This window comes from Methylobacterium sp. FW306-05-D (assembly GCF_058782155.1).
This window is the reverse complement of record NZ_JBYSXL010000002.1, coordinates 172,816-196,358: the sequence shown is the minus strand read 5'-3', so window position 1 is coordinate 196,358 and position 23,543 is coordinate 172,816. Positions and strand designations below refer to the sequence as shown.

General features: G+C 70.1%; 25 protein-coding genes. 11 read left to right on the top strand and 14 right to left on the bottom strand.

The features are described from left to right. Positions 1–202: 202 nt before the first annotated feature. Entirely contained in the window at positions 203–427 is a 225-nt protein-coding gene (locus AC3WLN_RS02220; RefSeq protein ID WP_492479255.1) for a hypothetical protein, read from the bottom strand. A 425-nt stretch (positions 428–852) separates the two neighbouring features. Between AC3WLN_RS02220 and AC3WLN_RS02215 the strand changes: the two genes are divergently transcribed. Together AC3WLN_RS02215 and mutS are read left to right on the top strand one after the other, a co-directional pair. Beyond that, positions 853–1,146: a hypothetical protein gene (locus AC3WLN_RS02215; protein ID WP_492479254.1), complete on the top strand. Its 294-nt coding sequence runs from the start codon at positions 853–855 to the stop codon at positions 1,144–1,146. Between the two features lie 158 nt (positions 1,147–1,304). Further along, the gene (mutS, locus tag AC3WLN_RS02210) at positions 1,305–4,058 is read left to right on the top strand and encodes a DNA mismatch repair protein MutS (protein WP_492479253.1); all 2,754 of its coding nucleotides are present in this window, start codon (positions 1,305–1,307) and stop codon (positions 4,056–4,058) included. A gap of 98 nt (positions 4,059–4,156) precedes the next feature. Here the strand turns inward: mutS and AC3WLN_RS02205 are convergent, their stop codons facing one another. Both AC3WLN_RS02205 and AC3WLN_RS02200 read right to left on the bottom strand, forming a co-directional pair. Next, the gene (locus AC3WLN_RS02205; protein ID WP_492479252.1) at positions 4,157–4,684 is read right to left on the bottom strand and encodes a retropepsin-like aspartic protease family protein; all 528 of its coding nucleotides are present in this window, start codon (positions 4,682–4,684) and stop codon (positions 4,157–4,159) included. Between the two features lie 159 nt (positions 4,685–4,843). Next, positions 4,844–5,353, bottom strand: coding sequence for a MarR family winged helix-turn-helix transcriptional regulator (locus tag AC3WLN_RS02200; protein WP_492479251.1), 510 nt, complete (start codon positions 5,351–5,353; stop codon positions 4,844–4,846). Positions 5,354–5,539: 186 nt separating this feature from the next. Between AC3WLN_RS02200 and AC3WLN_RS02195 the strand changes: the two genes are divergently transcribed. The 6 genes from AC3WLN_RS02195 to AC3WLN_RS02170 all read left to right on the top strand — a co-directional run bounded on the left by AC3WLN_RS02195 (position 5,540) and on the right by AC3WLN_RS02170 (position 10,327). Continuing rightward, positions 5,540–5,833 carry a hypothetical protein gene (locus tag AC3WLN_RS02195; RefSeq protein ID WP_492479250.1) on the top strand — a complete coding sequence of 98 codons (294 nt, stop codon included), beginning with the start codon at positions 5,540–5,542 and terminating at the stop codon, positions 5,831–5,833. Positions 5,834–5,985: 152 nt separating this feature from the next. Beyond that, positions 5,986–6,213 carry a hypothetical protein gene (locus AC3WLN_RS02190; protein WP_492479249.1) on the top strand — a complete coding sequence of 76 codons (228 nt, stop codon included), beginning with the start codon at positions 5,986–5,988 and terminating at the stop codon, positions 6,211–6,213. Between the two features lie 441 nt (positions 6,214–6,654). Beyond that, positions 6,655–7,347, top strand: coding sequence for a 50S ribosomal protein L25/general stress protein Ctc (locus AC3WLN_RS02185; protein WP_492479247.1), 693 nt, complete (start codon positions 6,655–6,657; stop codon positions 7,345–7,347). Between the two features lie 126 nt (positions 7,348–7,473). Next, on the top strand, positions 7,474–8,082 hold the full coding sequence (gene pth, locus AC3WLN_RS02180) for an aminoacyl-tRNA hydrolase (RefSeq protein WP_492479246.1): 609 nt from the start codon (positions 7,474–7,476) through the stop codon (positions 8,080–8,082). A gap of 67 nt (positions 8,083–8,149) precedes the next feature. After that, on the top strand, positions 8,150–9,247 hold the full coding sequence (gene ychF / locus AC3WLN_RS02175) for a redox-regulated ATPase YchF (protein ID WP_492479244.1): 1,098 nt from the start codon (positions 8,150–8,152) through the stop codon (positions 9,245–9,247). Positions 9,248–9,331: 84 nt separating this feature from the next. Continuing rightward, entirely contained in the window at positions 9,332–10,327 is a 996-nt protein-coding gene (locus AC3WLN_RS02170) for a MaoC family dehydratase (protein ID WP_492479243.1), read from the top strand. A gap of 4 nt (positions 10,328–10,331) precedes the next feature. Here the strand turns inward: AC3WLN_RS02170 and mtnA are convergent, their stop codons facing one another. The 3 genes from mtnA to AC3WLN_RS02155 form a co-directional block, all read right to left on the bottom strand. Next, a complete protein-coding gene (gene mtnA / locus AC3WLN_RS02165; protein ID WP_492479242.1) occupies positions 10,332–11,429 on the bottom strand; it encodes an S-methyl-5-thioribose-1-phosphate isomerase in 1,098 nt (365 codons plus the stop codon). 123 nt (positions 11,430–11,552) lie between these two features. Further along, positions 11,553–12,731, bottom strand: coding sequence for a phosphoserine transaminase (locus AC3WLN_RS02160; RefSeq protein ID WP_492479241.1), 1,179 nt, complete (start codon positions 12,729–12,731; stop codon positions 11,553–11,555). Between the two features lie 117 nt (positions 12,732–12,848). Beyond that, positions 12,849–13,742 carry a LysR family transcriptional regulator gene (locus tag AC3WLN_RS02155; RefSeq protein WP_492479240.1) on the bottom strand — a complete coding sequence of 298 codons (894 nt, stop codon included), beginning with the start codon at positions 13,740–13,742 and terminating at the stop codon, positions 12,849–12,851. Positions 13,743–13,928: 186 nt separating this feature from the next. Here AC3WLN_RS02155 and AC3WLN_RS02150 point away from each other — a divergent pair, with 186 nt between their 5' ends. Both AC3WLN_RS02150 and AC3WLN_RS02145 read left to right on the top strand, forming a co-directional pair. Beyond that, positions 13,929–14,105: a hypothetical protein gene (locus AC3WLN_RS02150; RefSeq protein WP_492479239.1), complete on the top strand. Its 177-nt coding sequence runs from the start codon at positions 13,929–13,931 to the stop codon at positions 14,103–14,105. A 95-nt stretch (positions 14,106–14,200) separates the two neighbouring features. Next, positions 14,201–15,364, top strand: a complete 1,164-nt coding sequence (locus AC3WLN_RS02145; RefSeq protein ID WP_492479237.1) for a mandelate racemase/muconate lactonizing enzyme family protein — start codon at positions 14,201–14,203, stop codon at positions 15,362–15,364. Positions 15,365–15,418: 54 nt separating this feature from the next. Here AC3WLN_RS02145 and AC3WLN_RS02140 read toward each other — a convergent pair whose 3' ends face one another. Beyond that, positions 15,419–16,162 (bottom strand): dienelactone hydrolase family protein, encoded by a 744-nt coding sequence (locus tag AC3WLN_RS02140; protein ID WP_492479236.1) that lies wholly within the window; start codon positions 16,160–16,162, stop codon positions 15,419–15,421. Positions 16,163–16,289: 127 nt separating this feature from the next. Beyond that, the gene (gene trmD, locus AC3WLN_RS02135) at positions 16,290–16,991 is read right to left on the bottom strand and encodes a tRNA (guanosine(37)-N1)-methyltransferase TrmD (protein WP_492479235.1); all 702 of its coding nucleotides are present in this window, start codon (positions 16,989–16,991) and stop codon (positions 16,290–16,292) included. Positions 16,992–17,119: 128 nt separating this feature from the next. Between trmD and AC3WLN_RS02130 the strand changes: the two genes are divergently transcribed. Beyond that, positions 17,120–17,932 carry a class I SAM-dependent methyltransferase gene (locus AC3WLN_RS02130; protein WP_492479234.1) on the top strand — a complete coding sequence of 271 codons (813 nt, stop codon included), beginning with the start codon at positions 17,120–17,122 and terminating at the stop codon, positions 17,930–17,932. A gap of 179 nt (positions 17,933–18,111) precedes the next feature. Here AC3WLN_RS02130 and rimM read toward each other — a convergent pair whose 3' ends face one another. From rimM to lgt, 6 genes are all read right to left on the bottom strand, one after another. Next, complete coding sequence (gene rimM, locus AC3WLN_RS02125; protein ID WP_492479233.1) at positions 18,112–18,798, bottom strand: ribosome maturation factor RimM; 687 nt, start codon at positions 18,796–18,798, stop codon at positions 18,112–18,114. A 16-nt stretch (positions 18,799–18,814) separates the two neighbouring features. After that, positions 18,815–19,177, bottom strand: a complete 363-nt coding sequence (gene rpsP, locus AC3WLN_RS02120) for a 30S ribosomal protein S16 (protein WP_055957770.1) — start codon at positions 19,175–19,177, stop codon at positions 18,815–18,817. Positions 19,178–19,282: 105 nt separating this feature from the next. Then, positions 19,283–20,860: a signal recognition particle protein gene (gene ffh, locus AC3WLN_RS02115; protein WP_492479231.1), complete on the bottom strand. Its 1,578-nt coding sequence runs from the start codon at positions 20,858–20,860 to the stop codon at positions 19,283–19,285. Between the two features lie 38 nt (positions 20,861–20,898). After that, on the bottom strand, positions 20,899–21,123 hold the full coding sequence (locus AC3WLN_RS02110) for a glutathione S-transferase (RefSeq protein ID WP_492479230.1): 225 nt from the start codon (positions 21,121–21,123) through the stop codon (positions 20,899–20,901). 389 nt (positions 21,124–21,512) lie between these two features. Then, a complete protein-coding gene (locus tag AC3WLN_RS02105; RefSeq protein ID WP_492479229.1) occupies positions 21,513–22,595 on the bottom strand; it encodes a class I SAM-dependent methyltransferase in 1,083 nt (360 codons plus the stop codon). Further along, complete coding sequence (gene lgt / locus AC3WLN_RS02100) at positions 22,592–23,488, bottom strand: prolipoprotein diacylglyceryl transferase (protein WP_492479264.1); 897 nt, start codon at positions 23,486–23,488, stop codon at positions 22,592–22,594. Before lgt ends, AC3WLN_RS02105 begins: the two co-directional genes overlap by 4 nt. Positions 23,489–23,543: the final 55 nt, after the last annotated feature.

The following is a 23,543-nucleotide window of genomic DNA, read 5'->3' as shown; positions in this document are numbered from 1 at the left end:
TCCAGATCCTCGTGCGCACCGTCCTGGCCGAAATCACCCGCCGCACCAACGCCTTCTGAACCAGACACGAGACGCGGGGCGGGTCCTTGAGGGGGCGCTGTCGGGAGCACGACCCGATAAACAGAACGGAACTGGACTTCCTTCTACAGTCTTCACCGAACCAATCGGAGCTTAGGGATGCGCCGTAGCCCTATCAGATGCCTCAAGAGGTCAGCGGATTGAAGTGGTGAAAGACACGGTGACGATCCATTTCTAGGATCCCGTGATCCCGACGAATCGACCAGACGATCAATCCCTTCTCCAGGAACTCCCCCGCTACTGCTAAGGCTTCTTCTTCGCCGCGAAGGGCGATGTAGACGTGAGGCGTGATGTCTTCTTCCGTCGTTCCGGGGTCAACCGGCTCACTCCAATGGACAGTCCAGGACATGTAGGATTTCCTCCGCGTGCCAACCCCGCGCGGCAAACGGAACGGGGTTCGATATCGGTTACATCCGCCTGCATCGAGTGAGCGATGTAGCGATGCAGGGGTCCGGTAAGACAGGCAATGAATGCGCCGACCACGGACAGTTCCCATGCATCGGCTCCGTTTAATGTCGAATGGCGAGCCGGTCGATCCGACCGAACGTCGATATGGCTCGACGTGGTAACACATTGACGATCGCACGCCGGCGGTCTGAGGACGCCGACCTCCTGACCGATCGAAGACCGGTTGACCGGTTATCAATACGTTTCCCATGAGCACCGCGGCCGCGACTGAATCCTTCCCGCTTCGGTGCTGAATTGGGAACGGATTCATTTCGAAGAACTTGTTGGCTGGATGCGCAATGGGCGCGTCGACGGATGATGGAACTCATGACCAAACTTGCGATCGCTCTGGCCGCCAGCACGCTGCTCGGCGCCATCGGATTGACGTCCGCCTCAGCCGCTCCCGCGATGCCGGCACCCGCTGCCGCCGTCGCCGGTGAACAGGGCATCGATCAGGTGGCTTACCGCCGTCACCATCATGGCATGCGCCATCATCGTCACCATCGCCGCATGCACCGCATGCCGCGGTCGCGCATGATGAGTGATCCGAATTCCCGCAATCCGTCGCAGCCCGGCTACCAGCAGCAGAAGGGCAACACTTCGGGCGGCCCGCGCTACTGATAGCCGTTCAAGGTCTGAGCGAACGGTGTCGATAGGGGCTGGTGTGCAGGACACGCCGGCCCCTTCTCTTTCGAGAGAGGGGCCTCGGCCTGGTTTCTCCCCAGGCCAGACGCAGCCGCGCGCTGATCCTGAGGCGGTCGCTCTGCTATGCTGGCGCCATGTCACAGCGCCACGCCCGCTCCGTCGCCAAGACCGGTTCCGCCACGTCGGACTACACCACCAGCGCTGCCGTCCTCGATACGGCCAGTGCCACGCCGATGATGGCACAGTACATCGAGATCAAGGCCGCCAATACGGACTGCCTCCTGTTCTACCGAATGGGCGACTTTTACGAGTTGTTCTTCGAGGATGCAGAGATCGCTTCGCGTGCTCTCGGGATCGTGCTCACCAAGCGCGGCAAGCACGGGGGCGTCGACATACCCATGTGCGGCGTTCCCGTGGACCGCTCCGACGATTATCTGAGCCGCCTCATCGCCCTCGGTCACCGCGTCGCCGTCTGCGCGCAGACTGAGGATCCGGCCGAGGCCAAGAAGCGAGGACCGAAATCCGTCGTCCGGCGCGAGGTCGTTCGCCTCGTCACGCCCGGAACCATCACGGAAGACCGGCTGCTCGACCCTACCCGCGCCAACGTCCTGCTGGCTATCGGCCGCCGCAAGGCCGGCGAGACCGCCTCCGTCTACGGCCTCGCCGCCGTGGATATCTCCACCGGACGCTTCTCCTTGAGCGAGGTGCCGGCCGGCGAACTCGGTTCGGCGATCGCCCGCCACGATCCGCGTGAGATCGTCCTATCGGAGGCGATCCATGCCGATCCGTCCCTGTCGCGGCTGTGGCGCGAATGCCCGGTGCCCGTGACGCCGCTGGCCCAGGCCGAGCTGGAACCGGCCGCGGCTGAGCGCCGGATCAAGGCACAGTTCGGAGTCTCCACCTTGGAGGGGTTTGGCCAGTTCGGACGGGCCGAGATTGCCGCCGCCGGAGCTGTTTTGCTTTACATCGAGCGCACGCAGATCGGAGCACGCCCGACCCTGTCGCCGCCGACGCGGGAAACCTCCGATGCGACCCTCTCAATCGATGCGTCCACTCGTGCCAACCTCGAGCTGACCCGAACCCTCTCCGGCGAACGCAAGGGCAGCCTGCTCGACACCATTGACCGGACCGTCTCCGCCGGCGGGGCTCGTCTCCTCGCAGAGCACCTCGCTGGTCCTCTGACGGATCTTGAGGCGATCCGACACCGACATGCGGCCGTGGAGTTCCTGGTCGACGACGCTGCGACCCGCGCCGCTTTTCGCGACAGCCTCGCCCGGGCGCCGGACCTCGCGCGTGCGCTCTCGCGTCTCGCGCTCGGACGAGGTGGGCCGCGCGATCTCGCAGCCCTGCGCGACGGCCTCGACGCGGCGCAGGACTTGGCGAGTCGCTGTGCGGCTCTCGACGGCCTGCCGGAGGACCTCGTCGCTGCCGCGACCCGGCTGGCGGCGGTGGATCGCACTTTGGCGGTCGAACTCCACGCGGCACTGGCCGACGACCTGCCCCTGAAACGGCAGGACGGGGGCTTCGTGCGGGCGGGATACGATGCCGAGATCGACGAGAGCCGCCTGCTCGGGCAGGATTCGCGCAAGGTCATCGCCGCCCTGCAGGCGCGCTACGCCGAGGAGACCGGCTGCCGCACCCTGCGGATCAAGCACAACAACATGCTCGGATACTACATCGAGGTGCCGCAGGGGGTGGGCGAGGCGTGCCTCAAGGGTGTGATGCGTGAGACTTTCATTCATCGGCAGACCATGGTCGATGCGATGCGCTTCACCAGTGTCGAACTCGGGCAACTCGAAAGCCGGATTTCGGGCGCGGCCGACCGGGCACTCGCCCTGGAAAGCGCGGTATTCGATTCGCTAGCGGGACGGGTTCTCGCGCAGGCGGCGACCATTGCGGCGGTGGCCGAAGCGCTGGCGCGCCTCGATGTGGCGGCCTCGCACGCGGAATTGGCCGTCGAACGCGACTGGCGCCGCCCCCTGGTCGATGAGAGTTACGCCTTCGTGGTGGAAGGCGGCCGCCACCCGGTGGTGGAGGCGGCGCTACGGCTCTCCGGCGCGCCGTTCATCGCCAATGACTGCGACCTGTCGGGGGAGGGACGCGGACGCATCCGACTCGTCACGGGGCCGAACATGGGCGGCAAGTCGACCTTCCTGCGCCAGAACGCGCTGATCGCCGTGCTGGCGCAGATCGGCGCCTTCGTGCCGGCGACGCGGGTTCGCCTCGGTCTCGTCGATCGGCTGTTCTCCCGTGTCGGGGCCGCCGACGATCTGGCGCGCGGGCAATCGACATTCATGGTGGAGATGGTCGAGACGGCCGCGATCCTGAACCAGGCCAGCCGGCGCTCTCTCGTCATCCTCGACGAGATCGGCCGCGGCACCGCCACCTTCGACGGGCTCTCCATCGCCTGGGCCTGCCTGGAGCACCTGCACGAGCAGAATGGCTGCCGGGCTCTGTTCGCCACCCATTTCCACGAACTCACCGCGCTCGGACAGCGCCTCTCTCACCTCGACAACGCGACCCTGCGAGTGGCCGAGCACAAGGGAGAGGTCGTCTTCCTGCACGAGGTCGTTCCGGGCGTGGCCGAGCGTTCCTACGGGCTCCAAGTGGCCCGGCTCGCGGGCTTGCCCGCCGGCGTGATCGCGCGGGCGGGATCAATCCTGAAGCATCTCGAAAAGGCTGAGCGCGACCGCCCGTCCCGCCCGCGAATCGACGACCTGCCGCTCTTTGCCAACCTTGCGCCGCCGCCCATGCCGGAGCCCGCTCCCGAAGCGCGCGACGATACGCTGCGCCGCGCACTCGACGCCATCGACCCGGACGCCCTGACGCCGCGCGAGGCCCTAGAGGCCCTCTACAAGCTCAAGGCTGTCGGCGGCCAGGGCGATTAGGGCTGGCCCGAATGGTCCATTCTGTCGTGCCCAGCACGGGGCGGCGCGCCGGCGTCATCCGCTATGCTTCCCGGGCCTGACCTCGAGGGGCCGCAAGATCACCCCCGCAGGGTGAGCCTGCCGCCATTCATGCTGAATTCGTTCAAGCGCTTCAGGAACGACATGCCGAGGAGGCTGGTGGAGAGCCGCCCGCGCGGCATCACCAGGGCGTTGACGCCCTGGACGGTGATGGTGCCGATCCGCATCTCGGGAATCCGGATCGCCGCCGCCATGGCGACGCCATTGGCGGTCTGGACCGGGACGCGGAAATCGCGTTCGCTCACCCGCAGCCCGGCGCGCTCGGCATCCTCGTAGGTGAAGGCGCAGGTCGTCGCCCCGGTGTCGACCAGCATGCGCAGGCGCTGCCCGTCGATCACGACGTCGGTGGAGAAGTGTCCCTGTGTGTCGGCGAAGAGTGTCATGGTGCCCGGGCCGCTGCGGACCGGTGACGGCGGCGAACGCTCCGCCGGCGGCGTCGCGACCGCGGCATGCTCCGGGGCCAGATGCTGAAATCGATCCGCCAGGCCGACAGCCCAGATCGCTGCCGCCGCCGTCACTCCGAGCGCCCACACGATCGGTCGCGTCATCGAATCCATCCCTCGCCAACGCCGAAGGCTAGGGTAGGGAGGGTGAACGAGCCGTCGGCAGCGGGCCGGATATCCGGCGCGAGCGCCAGCGATCCGGTCCTATGGTTTCGAAGTCGCTGACAATTTCGATCGCATTGCCGGGGCGCGATCCCGTCGGCTTCATTCGGAAAGGGCGGTGACCGCGGATCGGAAGGTGTCCTGTCCGACGCCGGCGAGTTGCTTCCCGCAGGCCGCCTGGGCCGCCTGCCAAAGCGGGTAGGCCTCGCTCAGCAGGTGCCGACCCTCGTCCGTCAGCACGATGCGTCTGACGCGACGATCGTCCGCGTCGGGTCGGATCACAAGGAGCCCGCGGCGCTCCAGCGGCTTCAAATTCGCCGTGACGGTCGTCCGATCGGAGGCCAGATGCAGCGCCAGGGCGGTGACGGTGGGCGGCTCGTCGCACACCAGCATCATCAGCAGGGTGAACTGCCAGTTCGACAGACCCGTCGGTCGCAGGGCGGCATCATACCGGCGCCCGATCGCGCGCGCCGCCCGCTGGGCCGCGAAGTTGAAACAGGCCTGCTCGACCGTGGCGGCGACGGCGGGAGTGAGATCGGGTGAACGCGCCACGCGGCGGCCTCCGTCGGGTTGATACCAACTATATACTCGATCGATCCGCGATTGCGACATCGATCCGCGAGTGCGACCCGGGCGAGCCCATCGGTCGGACCCTCCCTCAGAGATTTGATATCAACCTATGTGCGGTGCCGCACGGAGTTCGATCCATAAACGTTTATATCAACGTTATCGCAGCGGGTCGAGGTGCTCCGCCAGGACGGCGGGCAGCATCCAAGGCTCATATCCCGGAGAAAGTCCATGACCGTTCGCACCACCCTCACGGCTGTTCTCGCCGCCGGCCTCACCCTCGTCGCGGCGCATGCCGCCGCCGAGCCGCGCACTTATCAGGCCTGGGGCCATACCTTCGAAGTGGCGGACCAGCATCCGTCCGTGACCGTTCTGCCGACGGAGCGTGCCGGCCCCCGGGTGACGTCCGCCCCGGTAGCGCCGAAGCGTGCCTACACCGCCGGCGGCATCGTCGAGCCCATTCCTGCCGAAGCCAACCGGACCCTCAACGTCTGGGGCGCCCGGCTCGACGCCCCCACGCGCTGACCGACCCGCCGCGCCGGCTCAGCCACCCCTGCACCATCATTGACTCAATCGATATCGGATATTGAAAGCATCTGTTTGAATGATGGTGCAGTGCAAATACATTGCGATCACCGAGCGGGATCCATGCCCCCGGAAAATCAAGGACCCTCATCATGCCCCTCCGTACCCTCATCCTCGCGACGCTCACGACGGTCAGCCTGGCCAACACTGCTCTGGCGGACGATCGCGCCTTCCTCACCCCGCCGCTGTATCGTGAGCAGGCCCGCGTCACGGCCGCCGTGCGTCCCGCCTCCGAACTGACGACGACGCCCTCCCTGACCTCGCGAGCACCCGCCACCCGGCGGAGTGTCGCCGAGACCGCCGACGCGTCCATCCGCTAAGGCGGCCGCCCCGTGCATCACCGCAGGCGTCCTCCGACCCGCGCTCCAATGGGACGTCTCCCATTGGAGCGTTCTCGTCTCGAATTGAGATGAGCCCCTTGAGACCAGCCGAATCATCCAACCCGCCGAGCATTAAGTAGAGCCAGTGCGCTCGCCGCTCGCGCCGGTTTCGTCGACCGGCATGCCGGTCAGCCACACCCCAAGTGCGATCTTAGATAGGAGTCCGGGCCTCCTCGCTGGCCTCAGGATGGCCGTTCGATCCGAAACCATCCTTTCGAAAAGATACGTCGGTTGCGCCGCGCGACGCTTGCGGGTATAGGCCGCGCCAGCGCCCGCCAGACACCCTTGGAGGCACGGGCGCTTCGGGGATCGGGGCATGGCCGTCCGTTTCGGGCGGCCTTTCGCGTTTCCCGGGATTTTCATTTTCAAAAGGATCACGCCATGAGCGCAGTCAAGACGCTTGAGGCCGTGGCACGCGACCGGGTCGGCAAGGGGGCCGCCCGGGCCGTTCGTCGCCAGGGTCAAGTTCCCGCCGTCATCTACGGAGGCGGTCAGGCCCCGCAATCCATCGCCGTCGACCTCGTCCGTGTCCGCACGCTGATCTACGCCGGTGGCTTCAAGACCACCCTGTTCGAGATCACTGCCGGCGGCAAGAAGACCCGCGCGATTCCGCGCGACTTCCACCTCGATCCGGTGACGGGCGTGCCGATCCACGTCGACTTCCTGCGCGTCGTCGCCGGCCAGTCGATCACGGTCGAGGTTCCTGTGCACTTCCTGCACGAAGACGCGGCCCCCGGCATCAAGCAGAAGGGCGGCACGCTCAACGTCGTGCTCCACACGCTGCCTCTCGAGGTCGCCCCCGACGCGATCCCGGATGCCATCGAGATCGACCTCACCGGTCGCGAGATCGGCGACGCGATCCACATCACCGATGTGAAGCTGCCCGCCGGCGCCACCTTCACGGGCGAGCCCGACGCCACCGTCGCCAACATCGTGCCGCCGACCGTTCTCGGCGCCGAGGTCGAGGCCGAGGAGGCTGCGATCGCCGAGGCACAATCCGCCGAGGCCGCCGAGGAGAAGGCCGAGGAAGAGGCTTCTGAGGAAGCCGCCGAGGACGAAAAGAAGGAGGATTGAGGTCAGGGCGCAAGCCCTGTCTCACCCCATCTCTGCGGGTGCCCCGGCCATCAGGCTGGGGCATCTCCGTTTCCGGGGCCACGTCTCGTGGCTTCCTGCGCAAACCTGTCTGGATCGATTCGCGCCATGCGCCTGATCGTCGGCCTCGGCAATCCTGGTGCCCGCTACGCCAAGAACCGCCATAACATCGGCTTTCTCGCCGTGGATGAGATCGCGCGCCTGCACCGCGCCGGACCATGGCGTCGCAAGTTTCAGGGTGAGATCGCCGAGGTAGCCATCGGCCCCGAGCGGGCGATCCTGCTGAAGCCGCAGACATTCATGAATGAGTCCGGGCGCGCGGTGCAGGAAGCGCAGCGTTTCTACAAGATCGCCCTGTCCGACGTCATCGTGCTGCACGACGAACTCGACCTTGTCCCAGCCAAGCTGCGGGTGAAGACGGGGGGCGGCAACGCTGGGCATAACGGCCTGCGTTCGATTACGGCACAATGCGGCAACGACTATCGCCGGGTCCGCCTCGGCATCGGGCATCCGGGGGACAAGGCCCTGGTACACGCCTATGTCCTGAACGACTTCGGCAAGGGCGAGGAGGCCTGGGTCGACGACCTCTGCCGGGCCGTCGCCGATCATGCGCCTCAGCTGGCGGCCGGCGAGGATGCTAGCTTCCAGAACAAGGTCCACCTCGCCATGGCGGGGCGCGGCTGGGACGACGTCAAGCAGGTCAACGCGCGCGATTGACCGCGGCGGCCACATCGGATTTCACGCGGGCAGGCTTTCAGCGGACCCGCGAACGGACAGGTGACCCATGGGCTTCAAATGCGGCATCGTCGGCCTGCCGAACGTTGGCAAGTCGACCCTCTTCAACGCGCTGACGCAGACCGCTGCGGCGCAGGCGGCGAACTACCCGTTCTGTACCATCGAACCCAATGTTGGCGAAGTCGCTGTGCCGGATCCGCGCCTCGACGATCTCGCCAAGATCGCCGCGTCGAAGGAGATCATTCCGACCCGGCTCACCTTCGTCGATATCGCCGGCCTCGTGCGCGGCGCTTCGAAGGGCGAGGGCCTGGGAAACCAGTTCCTCGCCAACATCCGCGAGGTGGACGCCATCGCTCATGTGGTCCGCTGCTTCACCGACGGTGACGTGACCCATGTCGAGGGCAAGGTCGATCCGGCCGCCGATATCGAGACCATCGAGACCGAGCTGATGCTGGCCGACCTCGATAGCCTCGAGAAGCGCGTCATTGCCCTGGAGAAGAAGGCCAAGGGTGCCGACAAGGAAGCCAAGGAGACCCTCGATCTGGTCCAGCGCGCCCTGCCGCTGCTGCGTGAAGGCAAGCCGGCGCGGCTCGTGCAGCGCAAGCCCGAGGAGGAGCGCCTGTTCCAGAGCCTCGGCCTGATGACGGCGAAGCCCGTCCTCTACGTCTGCAACGTCGACGAGGGCGACGCCGACAAGGGCAACGCCTATTCGGAGGCGGTGATGGCCCGTGCCAAGGCGGAAGGGGCCAAGGCCGTGGTGGTGTCTGCCAAGATCGAGAGCGAGATCGCGGTGATGCCGCTGGCCGACCAGGGCGATTTCCTGGAGGCCGTCGGCCTCGCCGAGCCCGGCCTGAACCGCGTCATCCGCGCCGGCTACGAACTCCTCGGCCTCATCACCTACTTCACCGTCGGCCCCAAGGAAGCGCGCGCCTGGACCATCGAGAAGGGTACCCGTGCCCCGGCCGCCGCCGGCGTGATCCATACGGATTTCGAGAAGGGCTTCATCCGTGCCGAGACCATCGCCTTCCACGACTACACGAGCCTGAAGGGTGAGGCCGGTGCCAAGGAGGCCGGCAAATTCCGCCTGGAGGGCAAGGAGTACGTGGTGCAGGACGGCGACGTGCTGCATTTCCGCTTCGCCAACTGACTCGACGCGAGCGGGAGCGGCGCCGCTTCCGCATCGCCGGGCCGCATATCGGCGATTTGCTCCCCAGAGCCTGAGAGAATCCGCATGACCGGCATCGCGTTCGAGGACTTCACGCCCGGGACGGTGATCGAGGGTGGTCCGGTGACGGTGACGGAAACCGAGATCATCGCCTTCGCGCGTGAATTCGATCCGCAGCCCTTCCACCTCGACCCGGAGGCCGCCAAGGCGACCTTCGTCGGCCAGCTGATCGGCTCCGGATGGCAGACTGCCGGTTTCGGGATGCGCCTGCTGCAGAAGCACGTCTTCCGCGGCGCCACCTCGATGGGCTCGCCCGGGATCAACGAGCTGCGCTGGCTCCGGCCGGTGCTGCCGGGCGACCGCCTCAGCATCTCGGTTCGGGTCGACACCTGCCGGGCCTCGAACACCAAGCCGGACCGCGGCTTCGTCGGCTTCGCCATGACCGTCCTGAACGGCGACGGCGAGCGCGTCATGACGCAGATCTTCACCGTGATGTTTCCCCGGCGCGGCGCGACCCCTCTGCCGCCGCGGACCGTCTCCGCGGCGGACACGGCACCGCCCGAGGAGGCCGACGACGCCGAACCGCTCGCCTTCCTCCAAGCGGCCCCCATCGGCAGCGTACGGGACCTCGGCGGTCACCACTTCACGCCGGAGGCCGTCACGGCCTTCGCCCGGGCCTACGACCCGCAGGCCTTCCATCTCGATCCAGAGGCCGCCCGGCACACCCATTTTGGCGCGCTCTGCGCCTCGGGCTGGCACACGGCCGCCGCCTGGATGAAGCGGCTGCACATCACCCGCGGCCGCGACGTCGCCCTGACGGCAAAGTCCGGCCCGGTCCCACAGCTCGGTCCATCGCCGGGTTTTCGCGACATGCGGTGGCTCGCGCCGGTCTATGCCGGCGACACCATCCGCTACAGTTGCACCCTGATCGACAAGCGCGAGACGGCGTCCCGCCCGGGCTGGGGCCTCGCCACGCACCAGAACACCGGATTGAACCAGCGCGGCGAGAAGGTCTTCGCCTTCACCGGTTCGGTGTTCTGGCAGTGGGCGCCTGAATCCTGAGGCGTCAGGCGGCCTTGCGCCGCTCCGGGTAGAGGCGCAGCAGCCCCTCGGCATCGGCCGAGGCGATGCCGCGCTCGGTGATGATGCCGGTGACGAGGCGCGCCGGCGTGACGTCGAAGGCCGGGTTCGCCACGGGGCTTCCCGGCGAGACGACCTCGACGGTGGCGAAGCCGCCGTCGGCTAGGCGCCCGGTGAGATGGGTGACCTCGCGGCCGTCGCGCTCCTCGATCGGGATCTCGCGCACGCCGTCGTCCAGCGTCCAGTCGATCGTCGAGAAGGGCAGGGCGGCGTAGAACGGCACCCGGTTGTCGCTGGCGGCCAAGGCCTTGAGATAGGTGCCGATCTTGTTGCAGACGTCGCCCGAGGCCGTGGTCCGGTCCGAGCCGACGATGCAGACGTCGATGGCGCCGTGCTGCATCAGGTGCCCGCCGGCATTGTCGGCGATGACCGTGTGCGGGACGCCGTGGGCGTTGAGCTCGAAGGCCGTCAGGGCCGCGCCCTGGTTGCGCGGGCGGGTCTCGTCCACGAAGACATGGACCGGCACGCCGGCATCGTGCGCCACGTAGATCGGCGCCAGGGCCGTGCCCCAGTCGACCGTGGCCAGCCAGCCGGCGTTACAGTGGGTCAAGACGTTGATGGTGCGCCCCTTTTGGCGATGCAGGTCGCCGAGGATCCGTGCGCCGTGGACGCCGATGGCGTGGCAGCTCTCGACGTCCTCCTCGGCGATGCGGCCGGCCTCCGCGTAGGCGAAGGCGGCCCGCTCGGCCTCCGGGACCGTGCGGAGCTTGGCGGCGACCCGGTCGAGGGCCCAGCGCAGGTTGATCGCCGTGGGCCGCGTGGCGGCGAGCGTCGCGACGGCCTGGTCGAGCCCCGCCTCGGAGGCATCGGCGCGCAGGCCGAGGGCGAGCCCGTAGGCGGCGGTGACGCCGATGAGCGGGGCACCGCGCACCACCATGGTGCGGATCGCCACGGCGGCGTCGTCCAGGGTCGAGAGCGTCTTCAGCTCGAAGGCGAAGGGCAGGCGGGTCTGGTCGATCACCGCCACCGAGGCGCCGTCCTCGGCGGCGAAGATGGTGCGGTAGGGCTTGCCGTCGATCTTCATGAGGGGCGTCCGAATGCTGGCGGGCGGGAGGCCGGCGCGCGGTCCCGGCCGAGATCGGGACCGCGCATCGGCGGTTTTCGCGCGTGGAATACGACGGGGGTCTCGTCGAGGTCGCGCGGGTTTTCAGGCCGCGCGGGCGAGTTTCGCCTTCTCGGCGGCGAAGGCCCAGTCGAGCCACGGGGTCAGGGCCTCGAGGTCCGAGGACTCGACCGTGCCGCCGCACCAGATCCGCAGGCCCGCCGGGGCGTCGCGGTAGGCACCGATGTCGTAGGCGATGCCCTCGCGGTCCAGGGTGTCGGCGATGCCCTTGGCGACCGCACCGACCGCGGCGTCGCCCTGGGCGAGCACGTCCGGGTCGGTGATGACGAGGCAGACGCCGGTGTTGCTGTAGGTGCCGGCATCGGCCGCGAGATGTCCGATCCAGGGGGTGCGGGCCACCCAGTCGTGGATGATTCGGGCATTGGCGTCGGCCCGGGCGTGGAGCGCCGGGAGGCCGCCGATTCGCTCGGCCCATCTCAGGGTGTCGAGGTAGTCCTCGACCGCCAGCATCGAGGGCGTGTTGATGGTGTCGCCCTTGAAGATGCCCTCGATCAGCTTGCCGTCCTTGGCGAGGCGGAAGACCTTCGGCACCGGCCAGGCCGGGACGTTGGACTCGATCCGGGCGACGGCGCGGGGCGAGAGCACGATCATGCCGTGCGCGGCCTCGCCGCCCATGACCTTCTGCCAGGAGAAGGTGACGACATCGAGCTTGGCCCAGTCCAGCGGCATCGCGAAGGCGGCCGAGGTGGCGTCGCAGATGGTGATGCCCGCGCGGTCGGCGGCGATCCAGTCGCCGTTCGGCACGCGGACGCCGGCGGCGGTGCCGTTCCAGGTGAAGATCACGTCGTTGTGCTGGGTGTCGACGGCCGAGAGGTCGGGCAGGATGCCGTAGGCGCCGATATGCACCCGGGGCGCGATCTTGAGTTCCTTGAGGGCGTCCGTGACCCATTCGAGGCCGAAGGCCTCCCAGGCCACGACCTCGACGGTCTTCGGCCCCAGCATCGACCACATCGCCATCTCGACGGCACCGGTGTCGGAGGCCGGCACGATGCCGATGCGATACTCGGCCGGCACCTGCAGCACGCTGCGGGTGAGGTCGATGGCCTCCTTGAGCTTGGCCTTGCCGATGGCCGAGCGGTGCGAACGGCCGAGCGGCGCGCCGGCCAGCGCCTCGAGGCTCCAGCCGGGACGCTTGGCGCAGGGGCCGGACGAGAAATTCGGCACGCGGGGGCGCGTGGCGGGTCGGTTGGTCACGTGCGTCATCCTTCCAGATGAGAGCTCCTCGTCGGGGAGGAGTCACCTGGAGACGCCAATGGACCCGCGCCGTTCGCGACGCAAGCGGGCGCCCGTCCGGGCAGGATCGAACGGCATGCATGCCGGTCAGGCTTCGCTGAGGAAGCTCCAGAGCTGGTCCGCGGCGTGGTTCCGGCAGACCAGCGACCGGAAGAGGCGGATCTCGATGGGCACGTCGAAGGGTTCGGGTCCGGCCCGCACCAGGCGGCCCTGGGCCTGGTCGTCGGCCGCCAGCGTCCGGGGCAGCCAGGCGACGCCGTGCCCCTCCCGCGCCATGGTGGTGAGGGTGGCGGCCAAGTGCGAGGTGAAGCGCGTCGCGGGGTGGAACGCCGCCCCCGCCTGGCAATGCGCCAGGATGCGGCCGAGGCCCGAGGCCTGGCTGTAGGCGAGGTAGGGGATCGGATCGGCCGCCGCGCCGGGCAGCGACCACAGGCCCCGTCCGTCCGGGGCCGGCGCGCAGAGCGGGACCAGGCGGTCGTCGCCCACGCGCAGGCTCTCGAACCGGTCCGGCTCGAAGCGCGCGGGCGCGTCCGGGTGGAAGTGGCAGAGCAGGAAGTGCACCTCGCCCGAGAGCATGATCTGCTCGCAGGCCTCCAGGCTGTCCGAGACCAGGTTGAGGGTGCCGAGGGTGCGCGCCTGCATCACCCGCCGGACCCAGCCGGGGAAGAAGGTGAAGGACAGGGCGTGGGTCGCCGCGATCGACAGCGTCGCGGTGTCCTGGCTGCCCACCGCCTGGGTCGCGCGCCGGGCTCGTTCGAGGTCGCGCAGCAGGTCCCGGGCGGCCGGCTGGAAATGCGCCCCCGCCGGCGTCAGCGCCGCCCCTTGCGCGCCGCGCAGGAACAGGGGGGTTCCGACCCAGTCCTCCAGCGCCCGGATGCGCCGGCTGAAGGCCGGCTGCGTCACGCAGCGCGCCTCGGCCGCGCGCGAGAACGTCTTCTGCTCGGACAGCGCCAGGAAGTCCTTCAGCCAGTCCAGGTCCATCCCCGCGCCCGAACTCCGTTCCCGCGTCCGATGCCGTTCGCGCATGGCGCGCACCGAACATGGCATTGGCCCGTCGCGGGTGTCCAGGCGTAGCACCGCCCCAAGCCCCGCGGACGGCCCCAAGCCCCGCTCAGAGGGATCACCGACGAACCTGCCCGATCCGCGGCAGACAGGAGGAAACCGGACATGACGTCATGGCTCCGCCGGCTCTCCGTCCAAGTCTTCGTCGCCATCGTCCTGGGCGCTCTCGTCGGCGTCCTGGCGTCCGATGTCGCCGTGACGCTCCAGCCCCTGGCGGACTCCGTCGTGCCCGGCCCGCAGGCGGCACCGCAGGCACCGGTGCCCGCCGCCCTCGCCTCGTAGGGCCGCGCGCCCAGCCCGGTCACCCGGTCGTCGGACCCGTCTCCCGACCGAACCCCCTCCCGAACCCCATCCCCCGCCAGTCCCGGAGAATTCCCATGCGCATCGTCGACGTCCGCGAAATCACCAAGCCGATCGCTTCGCCCATCCGCAACGCCTACATCGACTTCTCGAAAATGACCGCCAGCCTGGTGGCCGTGGTCACCGACGTCGAGCGCGACGGCCGCCGGGTGGTGGGCTACGGCTTCAACTCCAACGGCCGCTACGGCCAGGGCGGCCTCATCCGCGAGCGCTTCCGCAATCGCCTGCTGGAGGCCGAGCCGGGCAGCGTGCGCAACGAGGCCGGCGACAACCTCGACCCGCACAAGCTCTGGGCGGCGATGATGACCAACGAGAAGCCCGGCGGCCACGGCGAGCGCTCGGTGGCGGTGGGCACCCTCGACATGGCGATCTGGGACGCCACCGCGAAGATCGCCGGCAAGCCCCTGTTCCGGATGCTGGCCGAGCAGAAGGGCATCGAGGCCGACCCGCGCGTCTTCGTCTACGCGGCCGGGGGCTACTACTATCCGGGCAAGGACGACACCCAGCTGCGCGCCGAGATGCGCAGCTACCTCGACCGGGGCTACACCGTGGTCAAGATGAAGATCGGCGGCGTCCCGATCGCGGAGGATCAGCGCCGGATCGAGGCCGTGCTCGCCGAGATCGGCTCGGCCGCGCAGCTCGCCGTCGACGTGAACGGGCGCTTCGACCTCGAGACCGCCATCACCTACGCCAAGATGCTGCGCCAGTATCCGCTGTTCTGGTACGAGGAGATCGGCGATCCCCTCGACTACGCCCTGCAGGCGGCGATGTCGGAGTTCTATCCCGGTCCGATGGCCACCGGCGAGAACCTGTTCTCGCATCAGGACGCGCGCAACCTGCTGCGCTACGGCGGCATGCGGCCCGACCGCGACTTCCTGCAGTTCGACTGCGCCCTGTCCTACGGCCTCGTGGAGTACCTGCGCACCCTCGACGTGCTGGAGCAGTTCGGCTGGTCGCCCCGCCGCTGCATCCCGCATGGTGGGCACCAGATGTCGCTCAACATCGCGGCGGGCCTCGGTCTCGGCGGCAACGAGAGCTACCCCGACCTGTTCCAGCCCTATGGCGGCTTCCCCGACGGGGTCCGGGTCGAGAACGGCCACATCGTGATGCCCGAGCTGCCCGGCATCGGCTTCGAGGGCAAGGCTGACCTCATCCGGGTCATGCGCGACCTGGCCGCGTAAGATCCCGGGGCGGCCGCGCGGGGCGAAGGCTTCCGCGCGGGTCGAAGGGCAGTCTCACGGATCGGCGTGCAGGGTCCGGCGGAACAGGGCGCGCATCGCGGCCCATCCGCGCTCGGCGGCCTGCGGATCGTGGACGGGGAAGTCCGGCATCATCCAGCCATGGGCGGCCGGGTAGGTCTCGGCCGCATACCGCACGCCGGCCTGCCTCAGCGCATCCTCCAGGCGCTCGGCCATCGCGGGCGGGTAGCTGCCGTCGTTCTCGGCCGCCGCGATGTAGACCTCCGCCCGCAGCTTCGGCACGAACCGATGCGGGCTCGTCGGCGCGTCGGTGGCGAGGTTGCCGCCGTGGAAGCTCGCCACGGCGGCGAACCGGTCGGGTTCGGTGCCCGCCGCGGCCAGCGCCATGCCGCCGCCCATGCAGAAGCCCACCGCGCCGATCCGGCGGCCCGCCACGTCGCCGCGCGTGTCGAGATAGGCCAGGAAGGCGCCCGTATCCTCCGCCGCCTTGAGGGGGCTGGTGGTGGCCATCAGCGGACCCAGGACGGCGCGGAAATCGCCTGCGAACACCTCCCTCGGCACGAAGGGCCCGTAGGGGCCGTAGCGGTAGAACAGGTCCGGCAGCAGCACGACGTAGCCGGCCTCGGACAGGTGCCGGGCCATCTCCCGCATGCCCGGCCGGATGCCGCCGGCATCCATGTAGAGGATCACCGCCGGCCAGGGTCCCGCGCCGGGCGGAACCAGGACGTCGGCCGGGCAATCCCCGTCCCGCGTGCGGATCGTGACGGATTCGTTCGGCATGGCCTCTCCTCGGGCGGCATCTCGTCGGACGACAACGTGTCGGACGGTCTCTCGGCGCTTCGCGTTTCCCCGCGCCGACGATGACCCCTCGCGGGGGGAGGCGGCCATCGGGCCCGCCTGCGACCCGTCAGCCCTCGCGCGGCCGCAGCAGGTCGGGCCGGCGCTCGCGGGTGAGGCGCAGGGCCTCCTCCCGGCGCCAGCGGGCGATGGCGCCGTGGTTGCCGCCGGTGAGCACGTCGGGGATCGGCCGGCCCTCCCAGTCCCGCGGGCGGGTGTAGTGCGGGTATTCGAGATGGCCCGTCTCGAAGCTCTCCTCCTCGCCGGAGGCGACCTTGCCCATCACGCCGGGCAGCAGGCGCACGCAGGCATCGAGCACCACCAGGGCGGCGATCTCGCCGCCGGACAGGATGTAGTCGCCGATCGAGACCTCCTCCAGGCCGCGCCCCGCGATGACCCGCTCGTCCACGCCCTCGAAGCGGCCGCAGACGATGAGCACGCCGGGTCCCTCGCTGAGGGCCCGGACGCGCGCCTGGGTCAGGGGCCGCCCGCGCGGGCTCATCAGGAGCCGGGGCCGGGACTCCTCCGGCGCGGCGGCGGCGTCGATGGCGGCGGCGAGGACGTCGCAGCGCAGGACCATGCCGGCGCCGCCCCCGGCGGGGGTATCGTCCACCGCCCGGTGCCGCCCGAGGCCGTGCTCGCGGATGTCGCGGGCCTCCAGGCTCCAGGTGCCCCGCGCCAGCGCGTCCCCGGACAGGGACGTTCCGAGTGGCCCCGGAAACATCTCCGGGTAGAGGGTGAGGATCGTGGCGTTCCAGGGGCGGGCGGTCATGCTGCTTGATGGCGCCTGCACGTCCTTCGGGTCAACGGGCGGCGGGGGCCCGGTCGTTCGGGCCTCGGTCGATGCGCCCTGCGTCGGTTCTTCCCGGCACCGAACCGGCGGCGGCGGGTTGTCCTGCCATGGCCGCTCCCCGCCCGCTCCGCTCCCGCGCCGTCCTCCCGGTCGCCCGGACCCTCACCCTGGCCCTCGCGCTGGCCGGTTTCGCCCTGGCGAAGCCCCTGCGGGCGGCCGAGCCCCTGGCCCCGGCGGGCGCGCCCGCCTCGGCCTTTCCGAAGCCCGACCGGCCGGTGGCCGAGATCGTCGCGCCGCTCTGGGCCTCGGAGGCGCAGCGCGATTCGGTCGACGAGGTCGGCCAGGTGATGCGGCTGATGGGGATCGCGGCCGGCCAGACCGTCGCCGATATCGGCGCGGGCAGCGGCTACTACACGGTGCGGATGGCCGAGCGCGTCGGCCCCCAGGGCCACGTCTATGCGGAGGACGTGACGCCGCGCTACCTGGCGGGGCTGGAGACGCGGATCGCCCAGAGCGCGCTCACCAACGTCACGGTGGTGCGCGGCGAGCCGCACGACCCGCGCCTGCCGGCGGCTGCCCTCGACGCGGCCGTGCTGGTCCACATGTACCACGAGATCGCCCAGCCCTTCGGGCTGCTGCACAACCTGGCCCCCATGATGAAGCCGGGCGGCAGGATCGGGATCGTCGATGCCGACGACGTGCCCTCGCGGCACGGCACGCCGCCGGCGCTGCTGGCCTGCGAGCTCAAGGCGGCCGGCTATCGCCAGACCGGGTTCTCGGTGCTGGAGGGCGGCGTCGGCTACCTCGCGCTGTTCGAGGCACCCGCGGCCGCCGAGCGGCCGGCCCCGGGCGCGATCCGTCCCTGCCGGGACGAGACCACCCGGCGCGGTGCGACGGGGAGCGGCAGGACGTCCCGTTGAACCGACCCCGCGCGGAACGCGAGACAGCTGCGGTCCGCGTCCCGGCCCCCGCGTCGAGGCGGTCGACGACCGCCACGGCCACGCCGTCGGCGACGCGGAATTCGTGATGCTGCTCGCGGCCACCGATCCGGCGAACGCCCATCGGGTGGCGGACCGGGTCCGTGCCGAGGTCGCGCGGCTCAGGCCGGCTCGTCCGGCGGGCGGGGCTGGGCCGGCGCGAACAGGTCCTCCGGCGGATCGACCACGACGCGGCCGCCGGCGATGTCGAGCTCGGGCACGAAGGCCTTGGTGAAGGGCAGGAGCGCGGTGGCGCCGCCCAGCGCCGGCTTGATCTCGAGGAGATCGCCGCCGCCGTAATTCGGCACGTCCTGGACGGTGCCGATGACCGTGCCGGCGGTGTCCACCACCGAGAGGCCGACGAGGTCGGCCGTGAAGAATTCGTCCGCGTCCGACACGGTGCCGAGGCGCTCGCGCGGCAGGAACAGGGCGAGGCGGTTCAGGCCCTCCGCGCCGGTGCGGTCGGTGACGCCCTTCACGCGCACGACCAGGAGGTCAGGGGAGGCGCCGCCGGCCTGGCGGACGTCGGTGAACTCGATGCGGCGGCCGTCGGCGCCGATCAGCGGCCCGTAGGCGGCGATCGCCTGCGGGTCGCCGGTGTAGGATTTCAGCCGGACCTCGCCGGTGAGCCCGTGCGCCCGCCCGAACTCGCCCATCTGGACGAGGCTCGGGTCGGTGGGCGGCAGGGGCGCGTCGGCGTCGGGCCGCGGCCGGTGGGCCGAGGTGGCCGCGTCGCTGCCGATGCGGCCGGGCCGCGCACGGCGGCCGCCGTCACCGTGGGGTGGATTGCCTCCGGGACGGCGGGCCATGCGCGGGCTCTCAGCCTCAGGCCGCGGCGTCTTCGGCCGGGGCGGCGGCCTTCTCGGCGCGCTTGGCGGCGCGCTCCTTGGCCTTCTCGCCCGGCTCGGCCTTCTGCGGGTTGTTGCGCGCGGGGCGCTTGGCAAGGCCGGCGGCGTCGAGGAAGCGCAGGACGCGGTCGGTGGGCTGGGCGCCCTTGGCGAGCCAGGCCTGGATCTTGTCGGCCTCGAGCACGATGCGGGCCGGATCGTCCTTGGCCTTCATCGGGTCGTAGACGCCGACCTTGTCGATGAAGCGGCCGTCGCGGGGGGCGCGGGCGTCGGCGACGACGATGCGGTAGTACGGGCGCTTCTTGGCGCCGCCACGGGTGAGGCGGATCTTGAGGGACATGGTTCTACTCCAAAGGTCGGTGTGTGGTGTGAGGGCGAGAAGCGCGTAGCGAATGGCGAGTCCGTGGGGGCAAACCCGACTCGCTATGCGCTACGCCCCCCGTCGCTACTTCTTCTTCCCGAAGGGAAATCCGCCGAGCCCCGGCAGGCCGCCGGGGCCCTTGGGACCCCCGAGCCCGGGCAGGCCCGGCATCTTGCCCCCGAGGCCCGGGGGCATCGGGGGGAGCCTGCCGCCGAGCTGCTTCTGCATGTCGGCGATCATTTCCGGCGTCGGCTCCGGCATGCCGGGGGGCAGGCCGGGCATGCCGCCCATCCCGCCGCCGCCGCCCATGCCTCCCGAACCCATGCCGAACATCGAGCCGAGGGCCTGGCCGATGCCGCGCTTGCCCGAGCCCATCGCCTTCATCATGTCGGCCATGGTCCGGTGCATCTTGAGGAGCTTGTTGAGCTCCTCCACCTTCGTCCCCGAGCCCGCGGCGATGCGCTTCTTGCGGGAATTCTTGAGGATGTCGGGATTCTTGCGCTCCTGCGCGGTCATCGACGAGATGATGGCCCGCTGGCGGGCGAACATCTTCTCGTCGAGGTTGGCGTTCTCGACCTGCTTCTTGATCTGGCCCATGCCCGGGAGCATGCCCATCAGGCCGCCGATGCCGCCCATCTTCTCCATCTGGGCGAGCTGCATCGACAGGTCGTCGAGGTCGAACTTGCCCTTGCGCATCTTCTCCGCGGTACGGAGCGCCTGCTCGTGGTCGATGGTCTCGGCCGCCTTCTCCACGAGGGAGACGATGTCGCCCATGCCGAGGATGCGGTTGGCGACGCGGGAGGGGTGGAACTCCTCCAGGGCGTCGACCTTCTCGCCGGTGCCGACGAGCTTGATCGGCTTGCCGGTGACGGCCCGCATCGACAGGGCCGCGCCGCCGCGCGAATCGCCGTCCATCCGGGTGAGCACGATGCCGGTGACGCCCAGGCGCTCGTCGAAGGCGCGGGCGGTGTTCACCGCGTCCTGGCCGGTCAGGGCGTCCGCGACGAGGAGCACCTCGTGCGGGTTGGTGGCGGCCTTGACCTCGGCCGCCTCCGCCATCAGCGCCTCGTCGAGGGTGATGCGGCCGGCGGTGTCGAGCATGACCACGTCGAAGCCGCCGAGGCGGCCCGCATCCATGGCGCGGCGGGCGATCTGCACCGCCGACTGGCCGGCCACGATCGGCAGGCTCTCGACCTCGACCTGCTTGGCCAGGATCGCCAGCTGCTCCATCGCCGCCGGGCGGCGGGTGTCGAGGGAGGCCAGCAGCACCCGGCGCTTGTCGCGGGCCACCAGCCGGCGGGCGATCTTGGCGGTGGTGGTGGTCTTGCCCGAGCCCTGCAGGCCGACCATCAGGATGGCGACGGGGGCGGGGGCGTTCAGGTCGATGATGCCGGCTTCCGAGCCGAGCATCGCCACGAGCTCGTCGTTGACGATCTTGACGACCATCTGGCCGGGGGTGACCGACTTCAGGACGACGGCGCCGACCGCCTTCTCGCGCACCTTCTCGGTGAAGCCGCGCACCACTTCGAGGGCGACGTCGGCCTCCAGCAGGGCGCGCCGGACCTCGCGCAGGGCGGCGGTGACGTCGGCCTCGGTCAGCGCGCCGCGGCGCGTGAGGCCGGAGAGAATCCCGGAGAGGCGATCGGACAGGCCTTCGAACATGCGTCAGGCTCCCTGAACCGGCATCGTCGTCGGGCCGGTCACTGGTTCACGCCCGCGCTCTCGGCCCGGCGCGCCTGGAGCGCGTCCTCGAAGCCGCGGATCGCCTTGGCGAACTTGTCCCGGCATTCCGGGTTGCAGAAGCCCACCACCGCGCCGTTGTAGAGGGTCAGCGAATCGGCCGCGATCGGCTTGCCCGACCACGGGCAGGTGTCGTTCACTGCATCCTCGATGCGCAGGGTCGTGTTCGCGGCAGCGTGGGGCATCGGGACTCGACGACGACGGGTGAAGCGGGGCCGACGCTCTATCCCCAACGCGAAGCTCGCCCGAGGGCGCATCGCGCTGTCGGGCGTTGACCTCCGGCCTCAGGGGGCCGGTCGGCGTTCGTGATGACGATCAGACCGTCGAATGAATAGGGAGGCGGTTAGTCCCACGGCGGGGCCAAGTCAAGTTTTGCGGTTGATGGGCCGGACCTACGTGTGCATCCTGCCCCTCCGACACGCGGCGCGGGTTTCTCAGCATCGGGAGTCGCGCCATCGAGGCTTCGGCCATGGACGCCCAGATCCTCACTTGGCTTTTCTACCCGATCGGCGCCCTGGCGCTGGGCCTCGGGACGCTGTGGCTGGCCCGGCGATACCCCTGACACGTCTGGGCGTCAGCGCCCCGCCGGTGGAAGCCCCGGCAGCGCCGTCAGCGTTGCGTCCGAGAACGCCATCGCCTTGAACAGGCTGCCCATGCCGCGCCGGGACGGGTCGGTCAGGCGGGTCGCCGCCGCCGTGATCGCGTCGCGCTGCGCCGGTGACGCGTCCCGCCCCAGCCGCTCGGCCCGCTCGCGCAGACCGAGGGCGAGGAGGAAGTCGCGCTGGTCGACGGGGCCGTGCAGGATCGCGCCTTCGCCGGTCGCGGCCCGGCCGAGGGCGGTGAAATCCACGTGGGTGGTGAGGTCGGCCTCGCCGGGGTCGGCGAGCGGCGGGACGAAGGCGTGGCCGCGCAAAGCCTGGAGCGAATCGCCGAAGCCCGGCCGGACATGGCCGTAATCGATGGCCAGCACCGCGCCCCGGTCGGCGACGACGCGGCGGGCGAGGCCGCGCACCGCGTCGAGAGCCGCGCCCGGCAGGGTCATCAGGACGCCGTTCGGGCCGCTCGCGGCGATGCGGGTGTCGGGCTCGGCCGCGAGGCCGAAGGCGAGGGCGCCGCCATCCGCCGAGAGGCCGACGAGGCGCTCGAACCAGCCGCGCTCGGCGCGCTGGAACTGGCGCACGGGCAGGGCGTCGAAGAATTCGTTGGCGACGACCAGGGTCGGGCCGTGCGGCAAGGTGTCGAGGGTCTCGTGCCAGGTCGAGGCGGCGCCCGAAAGGCGGGATTCCTGCTCGGCCCGGAGCACCGGGCTCGTCTCCACGAGGTGCAGGGCCGGGCGCAGGCCGGGCGCGGCGCGGGACAGGGCCCGCAGGGCGTCCTGCATCAGGGTGCCCCGGCCGGGGCCGAGTTCCACCAGGGCGAGCTCGGCCGGCGCGCCCATGGCGCCCCAGCTCGCCGCGATCCAGACCCCGATCAGCTCGCCGAACATCTGGCTGATCTCGGGGGCGGTGACGAAGTCGCCCTTCGCCCCGAGGGGATCGCGGGTGCGGTAATAGCCGTGCACGGGGTGGCCCAGGCAGAGGCCCATGTAGCGGTCGAGACCGATCGGCCCCGAGGCCAGGATCTCGTCGCGGATCTCGGCGAAGAGCGGGCTCGTCACGCCGCGTCCACCTTCGCGGGCCGGACGGCGACGTCCTCCGCCGCCACGCGGGGGCGGGTGGCGCCGCGCAGGGCGAGCGCGATGGCGGTCAGGCCGACCAGCGCCATCGGCACGCAGAGCACCATCCCCATGGTGATGCCGCCGGTGGACCAGGTCTCGGTGCCGAACAGGTAGCCGAGCTGGCGGTCCGGCTCGCGGAAGAACTCGCAGAACGTGCGTGCGAGCGCGTAGCCGAGGACGAAGAGGCCGCCCATCAGGCCGGGCCTGCGGAAGCCGTTGGCGCGCACCGCCACCAGCATCACGACGAACAGGAGCGCGCCCTCGGTGGCGGCCTCGTAGAGCTGGCTCGGGTGGCGGGGCAGGGGGCCGCCGGTGGGGAAGACGATGGCGTAGGGGAAGTCCGGGGCGATCCGGCCCCAGAGCTCGCCGTTCACGAAATTGGCGATGCGCCCGAAGAACAGCCCGATCGGCACCACCACGGCGGCGAGGTCGAGGAGGGTGAGGGCCTGGAGCCTGCGGGCGCGGGCGAACAGCACCATCGCCAGCACGGCGCCGAGGAAGCCGCCGTGGAAGGACATGCCGCCGTTGCGGATGGCCAGGATCTCGATGGGGTCGGCGAGGTAGAGCGGCAGGTTGTAGAACAGCACGTAGCCGATGCGGCCGCCGAGGACGACGCCGAGCGCCACCCAGACGATGAGGTCGTCGATGTCGTTCAGGCTCGGGCGCCGCACCACCCCCCAGTAGCGGTCCGCCGCCACCAGGCGCCGGGCATAGTACCAGCCGCCGAGCAGGCCGACGATGTAGGCGAGCGCGTACCACTTGATGGTGATCGGCCCGATCGCCACCGCCACCGGATCGATGGCGGGGAAGGGCAGGGCGAGGAGCGGCGGCATCGGCAGGGCGTCCCGGTTGAGCCGGGGCATTGGGCCCGAGGCCGCCGGGGGGTCA